The organism is Hymenobacter montanus (genome assembly GCF_014699115.1).
Taxonomy (GTDB): domain Bacteria; phylum Bacteroidota; class Bacteroidia; order Cytophagales; family Hymenobacteraceae; genus Hymenobacter; species Hymenobacter montanus.
On record NZ_JACXAD010000017.1, the window covers coordinates 119633 to 137504 of the forward strand.

At 57.0% G+C, this 17872-nt stretch carries 11 protein-coding genes; 3 read left to right on the forward strand and 8 right to left on the reverse strand.

Annotated features, from left to right (window positions below; translation table 11 throughout):
* Window positions 1-53 precede the first annotated feature (53 nt).
* Together IC235_RS15185 and IC235_RS15190 are read right to left on the reverse strand one after the other, a co-directional pair.
* Complete coding sequence (locus IC235_RS15185) at window positions 54-464, reverse strand: hypothetical protein (RefSeq protein ID WP_191006039.1); 411 nt, start codon at window positions 462-464, stop codon at window positions 54-56.
* Window positions 465-562: 98 nt separating this feature from the next.
* On the reverse strand, window positions 563-1798 hold the full coding sequence (locus IC235_RS15190) for an MFS transporter (RefSeq protein ID WP_191006040.1): 1236 nt from the start codon (window positions 1796-1798) through the stop codon (window positions 563-565).
* A gap of 49 nt (window positions 1799-1847) precedes the next feature.
* Between IC235_RS15190 and IC235_RS15195 the strand changes: the two genes are divergently transcribed.
* The gene (locus IC235_RS15195; protein ID WP_191006041.1) at window positions 1848-2009 is read left to right on the forward strand and encodes a hypothetical protein; all 162 of its coding nucleotides are present in this window, start codon (window positions 1848-1850) and stop codon (window positions 2007-2009) included.
* Between the two features lie 228 nt (window positions 2010-2237).
* Here the strand turns inward: IC235_RS15195 and IC235_RS15200 are convergent, their stop codons facing one another.
* The 5 genes from IC235_RS15200 to IC235_RS15220 form a co-directional block, all read right to left on the reverse strand.
* Window positions 2238-5948, reverse strand: coding sequence for a T9SS type A sorting domain-containing protein (locus IC235_RS15200; protein WP_191006042.1), 3711 nt, complete (start codon window positions 5946-5948; stop codon window positions 2238-2240).
* 829 nt (window positions 5949-6777) lie between these two features.
* Window positions 6778-9249 carry a TonB-dependent receptor gene (locus IC235_RS15205; RefSeq protein WP_191006043.1) on the reverse strand — a complete coding sequence of 824 codons (2472 nt, stop codon included), beginning with the start codon at window positions 9247-9249 and terminating at the stop codon, window positions 6778-6780.
* A 236-nt stretch (window positions 9250-9485) separates the two neighbouring features.
* Complete coding sequence (locus tag IC235_RS15210) at window positions 9486-10046, reverse strand: hypothetical protein (protein ID WP_191006044.1); 561 nt, start codon at window positions 10044-10046, stop codon at window positions 9486-9488.
* Between the two features lie 42 nt (window positions 10047-10088).
* Window positions 10089-12518, reverse strand: coding sequence for a TonB-dependent receptor (locus IC235_RS15215; RefSeq protein ID WP_191006045.1), 2430 nt, complete (start codon window positions 12516-12518; stop codon window positions 10089-10091).
* Between the two features lie 110 nt (window positions 12519-12628).
* Window positions 12629-12973, reverse strand: a complete 345-nt coding sequence (locus IC235_RS15220) for a hypothetical protein (RefSeq protein ID WP_191006046.1) — start codon at window positions 12971-12973, stop codon at window positions 12629-12631.
* A gap of 163 nt (window positions 12974-13136) precedes the next feature.
* Between IC235_RS15220 and IC235_RS15225 the strand changes: the two genes are divergently transcribed.
* Together IC235_RS15225 and htpG are read left to right on the forward strand one after the other, a co-directional pair.
* Window positions 13137-13643: a hypothetical protein gene (locus IC235_RS15225; protein WP_191006047.1), complete on the forward strand. Its 507-nt coding sequence runs from the start codon at window positions 13137-13139 to the stop codon at window positions 13641-13643.
* A gap of 153 nt (window positions 13644-13796) precedes the next feature.
* On the forward strand, window positions 13797-15629 hold the full coding sequence (gene htpG / locus IC235_RS15230; RefSeq protein ID WP_191006048.1) for a molecular chaperone HtpG: 1833 nt from the start codon (window positions 13797-13799) through the stop codon (window positions 15627-15629).
* An 830-nt stretch (window positions 15630-16459) separates the two neighbouring features.
* On the opposite strand, the gene IC235_RS15235 is transcribed toward htpG, so the two are convergent.
* Complete coding sequence (locus IC235_RS15235; protein ID WP_223847332.1) at window positions 16460-16972, reverse strand: hypothetical protein; 513 nt, start codon at window positions 16970-16972, stop codon at window positions 16460-16462.
* Window positions 16973-17872: the final 900 nt, after the last annotated feature.

The window sequence follows — 17872 nt, forward strand, 5'->3', positions numbered from 1 at the left end:
CAATAAAAAACTCCGGCTGATGCCGGAGCTTTTACTGAACTAGTCGGGAGCCGCTATTTCATCTCTTTGGCGCGTTTCTTTTCGGCCTTGGCCTGTTCGTGGGCGGCCCGCTCCTGATTTTTAGCTTCTTTGGCTGCTTGGCGTTGTTGCTTAAGCTGCTCTTTCTGCGCTTTTTCCTGCTGCCGCTGGTCTTTGAGCTGCTTCTTCAGGTCGCTTTGCTGGTTCTCGGTTTGCTTGATCTGCTCCTTGCTGTCGCGGATGGTCTTCTGCTGCGCTTCGGTTTGTTGCTTCCGCGCGTCGTAGGCTGCTTTGGAGTCGTCGGCGCGCTGCTTCTGTTGCTCCGAGGTCAACGGTACGGCGGCGGGGTCGGTGGTGGAAGCTGGGGCCGGGGTTGTTTGGGCCGAGGCGGTGCCAGCGGTAGAGAGGGCCCCCAGTACAAGGGCGCCGAGAAAGAGCTTTTTCATAAGTGTAGATAACCGTTGGTAACGGGTGGTAGATTCCTCTTTAACGAGGCTGCCGGCCGGAGGTTGGCTGAGCGGTTGGAAATGGATTAAAGCGGTGGCTATTCCACGTAGTCCAGGTCTTTGCCGTAGCTCTCGGGCAGGGTGCTCACGGCCCAGAAGGCCACCAGCAGCGCCACCCCGCCCAGCACCGCCGCGCCCGGCACGAAGCCCAGCGCGCTGCTCAACGATTTGAAGGCCGGCACCAACCCAACCACGGCGCCACGCGCAAAATTGGGCGCGGTGGTAGCCGTAGTGGCCCGTAGGTTCGTGCCGAACTGTTCGGCCGCTACCGTCACAAACAGGGCCCAGAAACCCACCGATATGCCCAGCACGAAGCAGACGGCGTAGAAGGTAGTAGGCGAGGCGCCGCGTAGCGCGAACAGGTAGATGGCCACCAGCACCGCGCAAAACACCAGAAACACTTTCAGCGCCTTGTTGCGGCTGTGCCAGAGCTGGCTGAGCGTTCCACTGAAAAAGTCGCCGAACACCAGCCCGAAGTAGCACCAAAACACCGCCAATCCCGCCGTGACCTCGCCCGTGAGGCCCAGCGCCCGCCCAAACTCCGGGGCCAGGGTCACCAGAATGCCTACCACGAACCACAGGGGCACCCCAATCAGCAGCACGCGCAGGTATTTACCCAGCCGCGCGGAGTTGGTAAATAAACTCAGGAAGTCGCCGCGCCGCACGCTGGCTTGGGCCTGCACCTGCCGGAACATGCCCGACTCGAATACGCTCACCCGCAGCAGCAGCAAGAGCAGGCCCAACCCGCCGCCGACGAAATAGGCATTGCGCCAGCCTAGCTTTTCACCCACCCAGTAGCCCAGCATGGCGCCGCTCACGCCCACCGTGGCCACGATCATGGTGCCGTAGCCGCGTTTTTCCTTGGGGAGGCTCTCGCTCACCAGGGTGATGCCCGCCCCCAGCTCGCCCGCCAGGCCGATGCCGGCAATGAGCCGCAGCCACGCGTATTGGTCGATGGTTTGCACGAGGCCGTTGGCGATATTGGCCAGCGAATACAGCAGAATGGAGCCGAAGAGTACCGACAGGCGCCCGCGCTTATCGCCCAGAATGCCCCAGAGCATGCCGCCCAGCAACATGCCGCCCATCTGCATATTGATGAGGTATAAGCCCTGGTTCGTGACCTCCGACTGGTCGAGCACGCCCAGATCGTGCAGGCTGCTCACCCGCACAATGCTGAACAGAATCAAGTCGTAGATGTCGACGAAGTAACCCAGGGCCGCCACGATGACGGCCGCCGTAAAAACAGAAGTTCGGGTAGGGGGAGAGGCTTGCATGGCGAAATGTAGCACCAACTTTTGTCAGGCCACCATAGCATAGCTGCCCGTGAGCACCGACCTGGACCGCCAAGCCCCGGCTGGGGTGCCGCGGGTGGCCACGGAGTTGCGCAAAAAGCCGGCGCCAACCGCGTCGGTTGTCATGGCCAAGTATTTCTACATGAACAACATCCAGCAGCACATCCCCAGGCGCTCGGCCTACTACCCGTGAGTTACCACGTAATAGGCCGAGCGCTGGGCTCAACGCTACAATCTGGAAGAGCTAGCCCGCCTCGCTGATATGGCCATCCTACGCGAGGTTAGCGCCAGCCTGCAACAGGCTCAGCAAGGGTAATATTCTGGGTGGAAACCTTGCGTGTCGACGTGCTGGCTGCAGGGCCCCGGCCAGCAGGCCCCTTTCTCCCACTTGAGGTTGACTAATGCTCCGAGAAGGAGGGTCTCATTCTACTGCAATTTGATGGCTTTCTACTTGGTCGGCGATGTAAATTTTCAGGACATAGATTCCTTTTTCTAGTGCTCTTACAGAAAAAGTTGCTCTATTATTTAAGACATTAATGCGTGCTTTCGATTGCCCCATCATATTAAAAAGCTCTCCCGAGATGATGGTTCCTTTTGCTGGCTGGCTGTTTGGGTCGCTCAAATCAATATGTACAATGTCGCTTGATGGATTGGGAGAGATGGTATAGAAAGAATTGGCATTGGCTGTCCTATATCCACAGTAAGGAGCTCGATAATCCAGAATCATCACCTTGGAAGTATACTCACCAGTGCAAGGGTTGGTGTATCTGACGTTTATAGGCCTCCTTTGTGATTGCAAAGTATGGTGAAGAACAGAGGGGGTAAGCGTTATAACTCCGCCGAATGGAGAGTCAGGATAAAAAATTATAGGTAAAGCCGGAGCGTCATCACAAGTAACAAACTCCACGTCAACAAATCCTGAGGGAACTGGTAGTGAGGTGATTGTGTATGCGGATACTTGTTTCGTTATCGTTATAGTTCGTCCGCAGGAATTGATGGTAGCGGTCAGCGTAGTTGTAAGGGGACCCGCGTTTTGGTTGGTTATCCGCAGTTCGTTGGGGCTGGGCACGTTGGGGGCCAATTGCAGTGCCGACTGCGCGTTAGGCGAGATGCTCCAGGTCACCACCGTTCCGGCAGGTAGGTTACTGATGCGGTAGTCCGACGTCGTACAGATGGCGGCATTACCAACAATGGAATAACTGTTGTTTCCGCAGGCCGCGGCGCAGTTGGTCTGGGTGGGAGCGCTGTTTAATTCGGCGGCCAACCAGTCCCCGCTGCGTAAGGAGAAACTCTCGTGCGGCTCATTGTTCAACACCCGCCAATTGCTGTTGTCGAACGGATAGGTTGTGCCAGTCAGGTTGAAGCCCGTCGTAAAGTTTGCGAAGGGCGAGTTCAGCGGGGCCGCGGGCGGCGTGCCCCCCACGTAGCGGGCCAGGTAATCGCCGGCCCCCAGCGCGCTATTGCCTTGGCCGATGTCCAGCGCCGAAACGGTCGGGATGAAGCCAAAGCGTCGTTGGATGAAAAAATTGTTGTTGTAATAAAAGGCCCAGTCCTGGGAGGAAGCGCTCGGCAGCCCGTCCAGTTTTACGGTGTAAAAGCCACCTGGATAAGTATCAAGCGGCAGCAAGCCAGATGGTGCGGTGTAGGAGTGGTTGACAATGTTAATCCGCACGGGTACCAGCCACAGGATTTTCTTCGTGTATCGGATGTTGCCATAATACACGCGGTTCCCGCCACCATCAGCCAATGCTTTAATATCGAGCGTTAACTCAAACTTACTACTACCCGGGATGACCAGCGGGGCGGTGAGGTAAAACGGTACGCCAAGCGCTCCTAAGCCAATCCCGGCCGCCATGCCAATCAAGTCGCTGAGAAAGCGGGTCTTGACACTCCGGTAGTGGTAAAGCAGGGAGGAGCCGGGCGTGAACTCTTGGTCAATGCCACATTCGCTGCCGTTGCTAATGGCCACGTTGCGGATGTTAACCGGATAGGCCCAGCTGGTGCGTAGTTCCTCCTGAAACTGAATATGGGGGCTGTTCGCGAGCTGATCCCGCAGGTCCAGTCGATTGATGAGGATCTGTTTAGAGGCTGGCTGATCAGCCAGCAGCAGCGAGCGGAGCGGACTCGGGCCATTGCCCAGCAACTGGATAACCTCAATAGCGGCCGCTATTGGCCCGGTGCGGAGGTACATTCGGGTGGCATGCCGGGCAGCCGCCTGGTAGCCTAGCGGAACGTTGGCGCCTAAGTGAGGCGCGTCCACACTCACGTAGAGCCGGGTCTGGTGCGCCGCCACGCCCCCGGCCCGGTCCATGCGGCCCAGGGCCATGCGGGCGATGACGCCGCCCATGCTGCTGCCCAACACGACGTTGGGCTGTAAGGTGGTACCAAAGGGCTGCTTATTTGCATTTACCCAGCGGATAACCGCCTCCAGTACCAGGGCATTACGCTGCAGGTAATCGGTGCCATTGCGCCAGTTCACGTACACGATGTCGTATTGATTGGGATCATCGGAGATTAGACTCCTCAAGGCCGCGCTTCCGCTGGTCTGCGCTCTGGTGATAAAGGACCTGAAGGTATTATCGCCCTCGGGCTCTTCCGGGCTAAGAATATGCCCGGGGTCGAAGCCTTCCGCAATGATTAAGGGCCGGCGCAGCACGGGGTCGCCCGCGTTCCGGTAGCTTATGACCACGTCGGCCGCGCCAAAGTGGCCCAGATAAGGCTCGGTTGCCCAAATGGTTCTTCTTTCGTCAACTACGAAGCCCCGGGCGGCCGTGCCATTCGGACCACCGCTACGGGAACCGTCCGGGCTGCTCACGATATTGCTGGTATTGTCGATGTGCAGTTTACTATGCGAAAGAAGTTGCTGCCCATTCGTTAGCGTCACCCTGAATAGCCAGTGTTTCCAACCCGTGGTGGCGTAATTCAGGGCCAGCGGGGTATCGAACCGGATAGGTCGGAACCCCTGACCGTCATCGGCGTCTAGCGTAACAGTGCTTATCTGGTTCGCTATATTAGACAGAAATAAGGAGGATGGCAGTACTACTTGGCAGGAGGTCAGATTGTAGTAGCTGGTGCTCGGACTAATAGCCACCGTAGTGAGCTCCTGGTAGGGGTTTTGCCAAACCCCATCGGTGTACTGGTCCCGAAATTGTTCATTAATCGTCTGAATGGTGCCATTGACCTGGGCCTGGGGGTCGATAGCATTGTAGTTAAAGAGCAACCCGCTCAGGGTGATGACTTCTCGCTGCCGGGCGGCGTAACAAAGACTATCGTGCACGCCGGGATGGCGCATGCCTGCTGCGGCCGCGTTAAATTGACTGGTGTAAAGAGTGTTATACAGGTCGGCGTACGTGGTCTGGTCCACCAGGGTGCTGTCTTCCAGGAGGGACCCGTTGTAGATTCGGGGATTAGCAAACTCGAATCCGTAGTCGGCGAGCAGGCCGGTTGGCACGCGGTTAGGTTCCAGCCCACCAAAGACTTGGCCGACGTACGCGTGAAAGTTGCCGTCGACCTCTGCGTTGGAGGGGCTTGCGTAAGGCTGTACGCCTTGGCCAACGGTGAACGTAGCGCGGTAGTTCGCGCCCCTGTTGTCGTCGAAACGTGAGAAGCGCGTCCCACTAGTGTTCGCGCCAGCGGCTCCGAAATACACTTCGAGCACGAAGCGTCCACCACGGCCAGCAACCCGCACCAAATCAATGCCGGCGTCGGTAAGAACCCACTTTTTAGCGTCGGCCCTACTTTTAGTGTAGGGGTTGTCATCGGGGCCCGGAGGGCGATAGACGAGGGATTTCTGGACGAAAGCGCCTGGTACGGTGCCCTCTTCGTAGACTCGATAGAATAACCACACCGCGCCTAGCGCGGTACCCTCCTCATTAATATTAGCTTCCGCTCCATCCAGCATCAGCACGCCCGTTGCGTCTGGGGCAAACTCCCCGAGATTGGCGTTCTGAAAAGGCGGGTTGGGGACGGGGGTGCCGGCATACGTATAGTAGTAGGTCGTAGTAGGCCCACTGCGCAGGACGATGAAGTCTTTATAGAAATCAGTATCAGCTCGCGCCGAGAACTGGCTGAGCAACACCACCACCAGCAGCAGTACCACCCGGCGCAGTACAGATGGAGAATGAGCGGGCAAACGTAAATGAGCCCTGCCAAGTGGTGGGTAGAACTGTAGCATACAGAAGTTTTTAGGGATGGAAGATTGACAAAAGACGCAGTAGCACACGTCAAAGCGTGGGACAGTTAATTCACTCACGTCCCGATCACCTTTTCGAATCACCTTTTCGATATTCTGCACCGGAAGAATAAAAGGCTTGGCGCTGTCATTGGCCGTTTTGAGCGGATACCTATTGCCCTCTTCGAGGAATGAACTATCGGTTTCGATATTCACCCCTCCGGTGGAGGAAGGCCGTCAGTCGGTTGAGGCAGTATTTAGAAGACAGCTCCCGCAGCCGAGAAGAAAGTAGAAAATGAGTCCGCTTCTAAGCAGGCTAAGTAGGTCAGGCAATTAAACGGATGAGTTATTTCGTGTAAATCTAATAAAAAATATTTTATAAATAAGAAAAAGGGAATTATTCTATATAAAATGCCTTAGCCATCCCCGCGCTATCAGCCACGGTAGCTCACGCCCTGTTAATCGGGTGATTATAATTCAAAGCGTATCAGAAATAGCGCTATACAAACACGCGCACTTCAGCTTATAGTTAGCATCGCCGTAAAGAATGGTCCTGTGAGTCGAATGCGGTTTTGGGACCTAATCTTTACGGCAGGCCAACGCGTGCCTGGTCTTTGGGATGATTCACGGCCATGTCCTCGAGGCCTGGCATTATATACTATATACAGCAGAATCCTACTCCTCCATTGGGGAGGCACCCAAGAGCCGCGGGTAGCAACCGAAAAACTGCTTTAATACCCGCTAAATGCGGGATTTGACCTTACCGATTACTCCGCAGCCTTCGGGAGAACTACTTGAAAGCCAGCGGTACTACCAACCGTACGCTCAGGTTCCGGCCTTGGTTATAGACGCCCCGCCGGCCATTGGCATAGTTAAAGTCGGCGTATTTCAAGCGGCTGAGGTGGCTCTGGTAACCCACATCGAACAAGTTGTTCGCGGTTAGAAACAAGGAGAACAACGTCTTGCCCCGCGCATTGGCCACGTCGGTGCCCAGGCCGGCGTTCACCAGCGTGTAGCCCGGCGTGGCCGTTTCGGTGTCGAAGGCCGAGAAGTAGCGGTTCTGGGCGAAGGTGTGTTCTACCTGCACGCGGGCGTAGGGGTTGGTGAGGCGTTTGCCCTGGCGGCGGAAGTTGCCGCGCAGCTCCGACTGCAGGCGGTCGGCGGGGATGAAGGGCAGGTAGCGCTCGCCCTCGGGGCGGTTGAACTGCTCGGCCCGCACCATGGAAAAGGAGTTTTCGAAGTGGAGCCAGTCGAGTGGGTGGGGGTGGAAGTCGACGCTGAGCTCGCCGCCCAGCAGCCGGGCCCGGCCCTGCTCGTAGCGAAACACGCCGCTGCCCTCGGGGCTCAGCGAGTCGCCGGTGCCCGCGGCGTTGCGTAAGCGGCGCGGAAAGATATAGTTATCAATGTTGTTGGTGAAGGCGTCCAGGCTCAGGCGCACGTGCTCGGTCACGTAGCTCACCCCCGCGTCAAGCTGCAGGCTGGTTTCGGCCAGCAGGTTGGGCTGCCCGAGCTCGTAGCGAATGGTGCCTTCGTGCTGGCCGTTCGAGCCCAGCTCGGCCACATTGGGCGCCCGGAATCCCCGCGAAAGGTTGGCCTTCATGGTCAATCGTTCGTTCAGATTGTAGGCCACTCCCAGGCTGCCGCTGTAGTTCCGGAAGGTGCTGGTAAAGCCCGGAAACTTGGTTTTCGCGTTCGGGTCGTCGCGGGTAGTAGGCTGCTCCTCGGCATTCAGCAACAGCACGTCGGCCCTGATGCGGCGGACATCGTAGCGCAGGCCGCCGCTAAGGTCGAGCGAGCCGAAGGTTTTCTTGGCCACGCCAAACACGCCGCCTTCATTCGTCCGGTACGCCGGAATCAGAAATTCCACGCCCAGGTTGCGGTTTTGCTGGTGCAGGCCGCTAGTGCCCAGCGTCACGTTCCAGCCGTGCAGCTCGGGCAGGAAGTACCGCAGCGAATAATCTACGGTGCGCAGCTGGAAGTAAAGCGACGCCTCGGCCGGGGCCAGCACGTTACCGAACTCGCGCCGCAAGTTCTGCTGGTAGTTAACGAGCAGGGTAAGGCGCGCGCCCTTTTCGCCCAGGATAAAGTTGTTGTCGGTGCCAATGCGTAAATGATTTATCTGTTGCTGCGGCACGGCCAGGCGGTAACCGCGCAGGTCCTCGTCGGTCACGGGCACGGCCAGGACCTGGTCGTCGCAGGGAACATCTTTCAGGAAGCGGCCGGTTTTTTCGTCGCGGGCCCCTTCGATGAGGCCCACGCGCTGGTTGAAGGAGCTGAAGGTGAGGTGGGAATAGCCCCAATCCTTGTTCACGCCGACGTAGCTGTTGACATCCCACTCGTTAGCGCCGGAGTTGTACACCCGGCCGTCGTAGCGGTTGCGGTAGTCGCCCGCTACCTTGCGGGTGCCGCGCACCAGCCAGTTGAAGCCGTTGAGGTTGCCGGTGTTTTGGAGAGAATACGCCTGCTGGTGGTTGTTGGTCTGATAGTTAGCTGTGGCTGCGCCGAGGATGCGGCCCTCCTCCACGGGGTCCGGGGCCACGAAGTTGATGACGCCGGCCATGGCATCGGAGCCGTAGAGCAGCGAGCCCGGCCCTTTGATAATCTCGGCCCGGTCAACGCTGAATTCGTCGATTTCCACGCCGTGCTCATCGCCCCACTGCTGGCCTTCCTGCCGGGCCCCATTGTTCAGGGTAACCACGCGGTTGAAGCCTAATCCGCGCACCACGGGCTTGCTGATGGCCGCGCCGGTCGTAATCTGACTCACGCCCGGCGTGTGGGCAATGGCGTCGATAATGTTCGAGCCCGCGGTCTGGTCGAGCCGCGTGCGGTCAACTACGGAAGTTGGCACGGGCGAACGGCGCAACTCCGTGGCCTGCGACACGCCGGTGACTACCACTTGGCCGATTTCGGTGGCGGCGGCCGTCAGCTTCACCTCCAGCGGCAGGCGGTTGCTGGTATCTACCGTCTGGTTCACCGTGTTGTAGCCCAGCGAGCGAACCTGCATCGTGAAGCGCCCGCGCGGTAGGTTATTGAAAACGAAGCTGCCGTCGACTGCCGTAGCCGTGCCCCGCTTCAGGTCCACGAAAATGACGTTGGCAGCCGGTAAGCCCTCACCGGTGGTGGCATCCGTAACCCGACCGGTGAGCGGGGGCACGGCCGCCCGCTCCCGGGGGGCCGCGACTGGCGGGATAGTTTGCGCCGTCGCGACGGAAATAGAACTACTCAACAACACCAAAAGCGCGAGCGGAATGGGCTTAGGCATAAAAAGACGCTAGAGGAAGGGTGAGTAGAAAGCAAGGATAAAGCCAACAAAATTAGCTTGTACGAGCGGCAACCAAGCCGGTCATTAGAAAGTGCACAGCGCGCGTACCGGCCTGTTAGTAAGCCATAATAAAGCCGGTCAGCCCCGAAAGCTGTCCCGCTTTAGTAGCGCGGACTCGCAGAGTCCGCGCGTGAGCGGTCCGGCGCGGACTCGCAAAGTCCGCGCTACAGTAAAAGTTACCGCACCGTCACCTCGAAGGTCACTTCCACATCGGTATCGCCGGGGGTGGCGGTGCCATTCTTGGTGCCGGGCTGGTGGCGCAGGGTAATTTTCAGCCTGCCCGTACCAGCAGCGCTGGTGACCACTCGGGTAGCCAAGCCTACTTCCAGGTTTCTCACGTCGCGGTCGGTGCGCGTAATAGCGAGGAGGCTGGCTGGTGTGCTCTCGTAAACAAACAAGTGTTCATCACTCTCGGCACGTACTTCCGCCGTGATATCAGCAACCGGACTTTTGGTTTCGTCGCTCAGTGAGATGGCTCCGGTGTAGGTCGTATTGGCCGCCAGGGTGAGCCCGCTGATAGTGGGATTGTTACCACCGGGGCCATCAGTGTCGCGCCAGGTCGCCGTAACGGGGCTTCCGCCACCGGGAGGGGGCGTCAGCGTGTAGGTGACCGTCGTGATTTGCTCATTCTCCTCATCAGGCTTGGGTTCGGCCTTGTCTTTCTTGCAGGCCGAGAAGATGAACGGAGTAGCCAGCAGTAAGGTGGCCAGGCGAAAACGGGAATGAAAACGGAACATGGGATTAGGAGTCAAAAGGAAAAGATGAAAGATTGAGAATCATTAAGTTTTAGGGGCACCGAAGGCGAGCGGTACCCGCAGGCGCAATGTGAGGTTGCGGCCCATCTCGTCGAGGAAGTAGCGGTAGCGGTTGAGGTAGTCGCGGTAGCTGGTGTTAAGCAGGTTGGTAGCCGTGACACTGATTTCCACTGGCGTATGCGCCGCTAGTCGCAGCGTACCCCCGATTTCGGCTCCGCATAGCCAGTAGCCGGGGGGCGAGGGCTGGTAGTCGCGCACCTCGTTGTCGCGCGGCACGCGGGTTTGGCGGCCCACGCTCTGGATTCCGAGTTGAGCATAGAACCCCCGCACCCGGTGCGACGCGGACGAGCCTTCCTTCACTTTGCCGGCCGGAGCCTCGTAGCGCACCCAGCCTTCGAGGCGATCAGCCGGGGCTAGAATCAGGTAGTCATCCTGGCGGAGGTCGCGCTCCACCACCGTGGCGGCTTTCAGCCCCAGCGTGAGCGGGCGCGCCACCCGGTAAGCCACCAGCAGGTCGAGTCCCCGGAACCGGGCATCGGTTTGCTGGAAGCGGTACGACGGAAATAGCCCCCGAATGTCGAGCACCGGCGGCACCGGCGTCTGGTAGATGTAGTTCTGAATCTGGCTCTGATACACCGTCAGCTCCCCGTTGAGGCGGGGGTGGTCGTGCCAGCTCAGGCTGAAGGCGGCCGAGCGAGCAGTTTCCGGTCCCAGGGCGGGTGCGCCGGCCGGCCGCGTGATGTCGTAGCCTTCCTCGTAAATGCCGTTGTGCACGCCCTGGCTGGCCCGCTCGTTGGCCGCCGGCGCCCGCTGAAGCAGGCTGGCGTCAGCCCGCAACGTCACGTGCGGGCCAAACTCGCGTACCACTCCCGCCGAGGCCGCCGGCGTGGTGAAGGCAAAGTCCTCGCGTACCACCGCGAAAGCGCCGCTCGCGCGGGTAGGACGGCGCGTGTCGAGGGAGCGGCGGTCGAGGCGCAGGCCGACTTCCAGCAGCCAGGGGCCGGGCCGCCAGTGCCCGAGCGCGTAGGCCCCGGCGGCCACATTGGTATAATAAGGAATGAAAAAGCGGCTACCGGGGCGGTACGTGTTGTCCTGATAAGTGCCGCTCAAACCTAGCTCCCCGCCCCAATTGCCAGGTAAGCGCGGCTCCCACCGCAGGTCGGCGGTGGTGGTTTGGTTGCGGTAGTCCAGCTCGGGCAGGTTTTTATTGGCCACGTTGTCGTTGCGCGGGCGGTACTTGTCGTACTCGCCCCGGTTGTCGGCCTGCTGGGCCAGGGTCAAGCCTACTCGTCCGCCCCAGCCATTCAGCTTATAAAACCCGCTGAGCTTGAATAAGGTGTGCTGGATTTGCTGGTACGGCCGCTCCAGCTCGTAGGTAAAGGAAGCGGGCAAGGGGGCTACCGAGCTGCCGCGGGCCGTCAGGTTCCAGTTTTCGGGCACCGGGTAGAGGCCCAGCCGGGCGTTGTACTGGCTCATGAAAGCCTCGACACCCCAGCGTTGGGCGCGCCAGCCCACGGCCGCCGAGTAGTTGTACTCGGCCAGAGTGGAGGAGCTTATCCAGTAGTCGGGTGTCCGCGTGAGGCCCGCCCGCCGCACGGTGCCCTGCACCCGCCACGCTAGGGCTGGTAGCCGTCGCGGCGCGCCCTGTACCGTGGCCGATGCCGCCCCTAAGCCGTTATTGCTGGCTCCCACCAGATGCACCTGGCCCGTGGTGCCCGCCGAGTCGGGTAGGGCGGCGGGCTGCACCAGCACGGCCCCGCCGATGGCGTCGGCGCCGTAGCGCACGCCGGCGGCGCCTTTCACCACCGTCATTTGCGAAGCCACGAAAGGGTCGATTTCCGGCCCATGGTCCTGGCCCCACTGCTGGCCCTCCTGCCGCACCCCGTTGTTGAGCAAGGCCACCCGGTTGGAGTGTAGCCCGTGGATCATGGGTTTAAACACGTTCGGCCCGGTTTGGATGGCCGCCACACCGCTTACGTTCAGCAGGGCTTCCCCCAGGCTCTGGCCGCGGGTGGCGGCCAGGGCGCGGCCTCCCAGCACTGCCGTAGCCTGGGTTGGGGGAGCGGTTGCTACCTGTCCGCGCACTATAGTCCCGGCCAGTTGCACGGCGTCGGGGTGCAGCTGGAAGTTGCGCACCACGGCTGTGGTCACGCGCAGCTCGGCGCTTTCGGAGCGGTAACCCACGAAACTCACTTCGAGGTGGTAGGTGCCGGCGCACACGTGAAAGTGGTAGTTGCCCGCCGAGTCGGTAGTGCTCACCTCGCCCGTTTCGAGCAGGCGGGCAGTGGCCCCGAGCAGGGCCATGCCCGCCTCGTGGTCGGCCACGCGTCCGGCCAGGACCAGGTTGCACCGAGCCGGCGCGGTTTGCGCGCGGCCCGGCAAGGCCGGCAGGCCCGTCAGTGCTACCCCCAGCCCGGCCGCAATGAGGCCTGGCAGGTAGGAAAAAACCCTCATGAAAAGAATAGCAAGGCCGCCCAGCGACGGCATAAGCGCAAGCCCGCTCCGGACCGCGGCGCAGTCAGGGTAGGTCGTAGCTTACAAGTAGTAGGAACCCAGGGTGCCGCTTAGGCTACGGGTGGGCCTCTCGGTTGGGCCGGGCCTCGGGTAATGCGGGGCGCAATGGCCACCGTGGGCACTGGCACCGTGGCAAAGCGCGGCCGGGTAGCCGGCAGGGGGGCTACTACCGGGGCACTCGGCAAAAACGGCACGTTGTAGAGGCTTTCTACCTGGCAGTGCTTGTGCTGGGTACTAGCCAGGGCTTTGCCCTTGTGCCGGAAGGCCGGCGTCTGGGCCGGTTCCTTGTTGGTGTGCTCGTGGGCGTGCAGGGCCAATACCCACGCCTCCGGCAGCAGCGTCCGCGTCAGGCAGAGCAGCAGCAGCAGGGCGATATGGGAACGGAGGGCGTGCACGGTGCAAAGATGCAATGGAAATTATTAAAGAATCGTAACAAAAAGAAAATAGAACGGCCAATAAGCTTTATCTTTAGTGAATGATAGCTCAACCCAAACAAGGTCACCTACTTATCTTCTGCTCATTGTTCTGGTATTAAGCGTTTTGATTTTATTATTTTTTGTGATAATTACCACAATTCCCGACTTTTCGTTGCAGCACGACGCGCACTTAGCCTTGTTGCGGGTCGAGTGGATCGCTGGAGAAGACATGCGCACGTTTCGGACCAGCGCCGAGCAATTATTGAGCCTGATTCAGCGGCTGCAGGTGCGGCATATATTGCTGGATATGAACTCGGTGCCCGATATTTCGGTGTACGACCAAGTGTGGCTGGGAGCCCGCTGGACGCCCCGGATGCTGAGTACTTCGTTGGAGCGAATGGTGCTGGTCATCAGCCGGTGGCGGGTTCATAATCAGTTGGCCGTGGATTCCCTCATTGCCCTGTCCCGGCCGTACATTAAGTTCGACATTCAGTTTTTTTCGGTGGTCGTGCCGGGGCTGCATTGGCTCAGCGACTACTCGAACCGGCTGCCGGCGCTGCTGGCAGAGTGGGATGCCATGCACGGCCGTGACTTTCCCCGCACCAGCGGGATGCCCGAGCCCCGAGCCTTTTACCGGCCCAGCCTATAGAGCGGCAGGGCAAGGCCGCGTCGGGCCTACGTCCGCTGTCAATCTGACAGCGCTCCGGCCTTGGAACGTCGTTTGAAAGCCGTTCGGTCCGCGACCGGGCTCGTAATGCCCGGCCATTGCGTCCGAATTCAACCGTTTCCCCTTCTCATTCCCATGCAAGAAACCGGCTCTATCTCCATTCATACCGAGAACATCTTCCCAATTATTAAGAAGTTCTTGTACTCCGACCACGAAATCTTCCTGCGGGAACTGGTCAGCAACGCCGTCGACGCTACTCAGAAGCTGAAAAGCCTGGCCCAACTAGGCGAGTTCAAGGGCGAGCTGGGCGAGCTGAAAGTGCGGGTGACCGTGGACAAAGAAGCCCGCAAAATCACAATTTCGGACCGCGGCCTGGGCATGACGGCCGAAGAAATCAAAAAGTACATCAACCAGATTGCCTTCTCCGGCGCCACGGAATTTGTCGAGCAGTATAAGGACAAGGACGCAGCCACCAAAGACCAGATTATTGGTCAGTTCGGCTTGGGCTTCTACTCGGCCTTCATGGTGGCCGAGCAGGTAGAAATCTGGTCGCAGTCGTACAAAGACGACACCCTCACGGCCCACTGGACCTGCGATGGCAGCACGGAATTCACCCTTGAAGAGCCCACCGGTGAGCACGCCAAGGCCGAGCGCGGCACCGATGTCGTGCTGCACGTGGCAGCTGACTCCGACGAGTTTCTGGAGGAGGCCCGTCTGCGTACCATCCTCACTAAGTACTGCAAGTTCCTGCCCGTGCCGATTGAGTTCGAAGGCGAACTTATCAACAATACCACCCCGATCTGGACCCGGCAGCCGAGCGAGCTGACCGATGAGGACTACACCAAGTTCTATCAGGAGCTCTACCCCTTCAGCGAGCCGCCGCTGTTCTGGATTCACCTCAACGTGGATTATCCGTTCAACCTGACGGGGATCCTGTACTTCCCCAAAGTGAAGAACGAGCTGCAGTTCCAACGCAACAAGATTCAGCTTTACTCGCGCCAGGTATTCATCACCGATGAGGTGAAGGACGTGGTGCCCGAGTTCCTGATGCTGCTCCATGGCGTGATTGATTCGCCCGACATCCCGTTGAACGTGTCGCGCAGCTTCCTGCAGGCTGATGCCGCGGTACGTAAAATCAATACCTACATCACCAAGAAAGTAGCCGATAAGCTCAGCAGCCTCTTCAAGCAGGACCGGGCCGGCTACGAAGAAAAATGGAACGACATCGGCCTATTCGTGAAGTACGGCATGCTCTCCGACGAGAAGTTCTACGAGAAAGCCAAGGACTTCGTGCTGCTGAAAAACGTGAGCAACAAGCTGTTCACCCTTACGGAGTACACCGAGCACATCCAGGCCAACCAGCAGGACAAGGACGGCAACACCGTAGTGCTCTACACCAACGACGCCGAGGCCCAGCACAGCTTCGTGGCCGCGGCCCAGGAGCGGGGCTACGACGTGCTGAACTTCGACCAGGTACTCGACCCGCACTTCGTCGGCCAGCTGGAGCAGAAACTGGAAAAGACCAGCTTTAAGCGCGTAGATGCCGACACGTTGAGCAAGCTCATCGAGAAGGAGAGCACTCCCGAGAGCGTGCTGAGTGAGGACGACCAGAAAAAGCTGGAGGAGACGTTCAAGGCAGCCATCGCCAACGAGACCATGCGTGTGAAAGTGGCGGCCCTGTCGCCCCAAGATGCGCCGGTGGTCATCACCCAGAACGAGTTCATGCGTCGCATGAAGGACATGCAGCGCACCGGCGGCGGGGGCGGCATGCAGATGTTCGGCGCCTTCCCCGAGTCGTACGACGTAACCATAAACGCCAACCATCCCGTAGCGCAAAAAGTGCTGGCCGGCAATGGCACCGGCGAAAGCCTGGCCAAGCAGGCTTTCGATCTGGCACTGCTGGCTCAGGGCATGCTGAAAGGCGAGGCCCTGACGGCCTTCGTAAAGCGTAGCACCGAGCTGCTGTAGCTGGAATGTGTGCCACCCAATAGATAGGTTGTCTCTATTGTTCTCGAAATCAATAAAAAACGCCCACTCTCAGTGCGAGGGTGGGCGTTTTTGTCGGTTACAAACAAGGATTGCTTCAGACCCTAAGCTGATTATTGTTGGCTGGTCGTATCGGTCAGACCCAGCAGAAAGGCTTTTCATATCTTATTCAGGAGGTTCAGCGATATCCTAGCGGAATTAAAAACACTTCGTAACTTGACTCCTTGCTGGAGAGATTGAAATACAGCTTGTTACACATTTTTTGAAGAGTTGTAGTGCCTTGCCTTAGCAAGCAATCAGGCCGACAAAAGTGAGCTAGCGGAGTTGCTACAAACTCAGTTCAGGGCTCTGCATTCGTACTCACGGGCTAGGTACTGTCGTGGGCGCTTCGACTCTGTCAGTCGTCCACGGTGTGGCCAAGAAGGGAAATGGTTTAACGAAAGTCATGAATCCATGTGTTTTTGTGTTGCTCCAGGGGCCGAGGATTGCTGCCCTTGCGGGTAATCGGCTGCTGGTGCCTTCTTTGAAGGCCTGCCAGGGTATGTCTGTGTAGTCGGCGTTGGTGAAAAACACGCTGCTTGCGGGTAGGCCCGAGGCTAGGGCGTCGAAGAATACGCCACCACACTCTGGGACTATACACCATCAACGGCAATTGACAGCGGCTCAGCTCAACGCTGAATACCAATATCGAAGAGCCCGCGTAGCTGGAAGTATGGGTGCTCAATTTTGATGCCGACCCTATCTACTTCGACGACCTCAAAATTGAGGAAAATGATGGAAGCATTTGATTTAGGCAGGTGACACAATCACGATTAATCACTTCCCCATAAGTCAAAATTTCTTTCTGCTAGAATAAACATGCCATAACAGATTAGTATTATTGCATATTCATTAACATTTTCATCAATTATTAGCTTCCAGTTACTAGTAAAATGTTCTCCAGAATTATTTTCTGTTTTGATTAGTAAACCTAATTGTATTTCATTTACGAAAATCGAGAAGTTATTTTTTGTCATATCAGAACTAAGCAGATATCTATTATTGTCGTGATCGGATGTGATTGAATAAGTAAAAAGTGATATATTTAAACGCACGGTTAGTTTGATGTTTGCAACATGGCATTTCATTGTCGCATTTACAGCATGTAATTTCGAAAACCATCTACTGTGTGAGTAAAATGCGGCAATATTTTTTTCTTCTTTATCATAAAATGACCACTTCCATCTGAATATTTTTTTCCTGCTACTGCCTTCGAAAATAATCAACCCGTCTTTGCTAATACTTGTGTTCCTATTAAAGTTATTGTATGTGATTTTGAATACCATATACATTTCTGCTTTTGTTTTGACAATTAGTGTGTAACTAGCTGACTGCTGAGTTATCTTTCACTCCTTTAAAAGTGTTGGCCACAGGTGAGTGGGACAGAAAGACCTTGTATCATGAGCGGTACGAAGTAGTCCAACCTACATATGCAAGATAAAGCAGCGCTACATTTGGAAAACTGCAAAATATGGCATCTGGTAGATGGCTTTATTTCTTCGGGATTCCCCATGAACTCAGATTCAAAGGAGACGTTACATCTCCACGTGATAGGTTCATTCATGGCGCAACAACTGTTACGCGCTTTTACATGTGGTAAATGAATTCGCAATGACAAGCAAAGTAAGTTTATTCTTGTTAGTACTTATTCTGGTCGACGCTGTAGCGACAGTAGCAATTGGTGGCATGATGAGAATGCCAGTTAATATTATGTCTATGGCTCTTTTTGTGAAGATCATAACTATATATTTATCTTCATTTGGACTCAGTTTAATATTAACAAAAATTATTGGGAGGGAATCTAATATAGTTTTTGTACTTGCTTGCTTAGTAAATTATTTTTTAATACCAATGTTTTTATATGTCATAAAACCTAAGAAAAGAAATTTATTTCAAGTGATAACTGATGTGCATTCCAGCCCTGATTTATTTTTATTTATCTGTATTCCATTTATAATTGCTTCGGTCATGAGTATTATTTGTCTGTATATGTATGATAAAAGAACAAGATGATTTTTTATTATGCTTTATCTAATAGATTATCAGTTGTTTTAAATTCCAGTGCCATTTAAGATTCTGAGTTTAAAAACTAGAGCCTTAAATGGTCTGACTAGAGTGTGTGGACATTCATCTCATCCAATCCATTGCGGCCAGTAGGTGAGCGACGGCCAGAAAGGAGGTAGCGG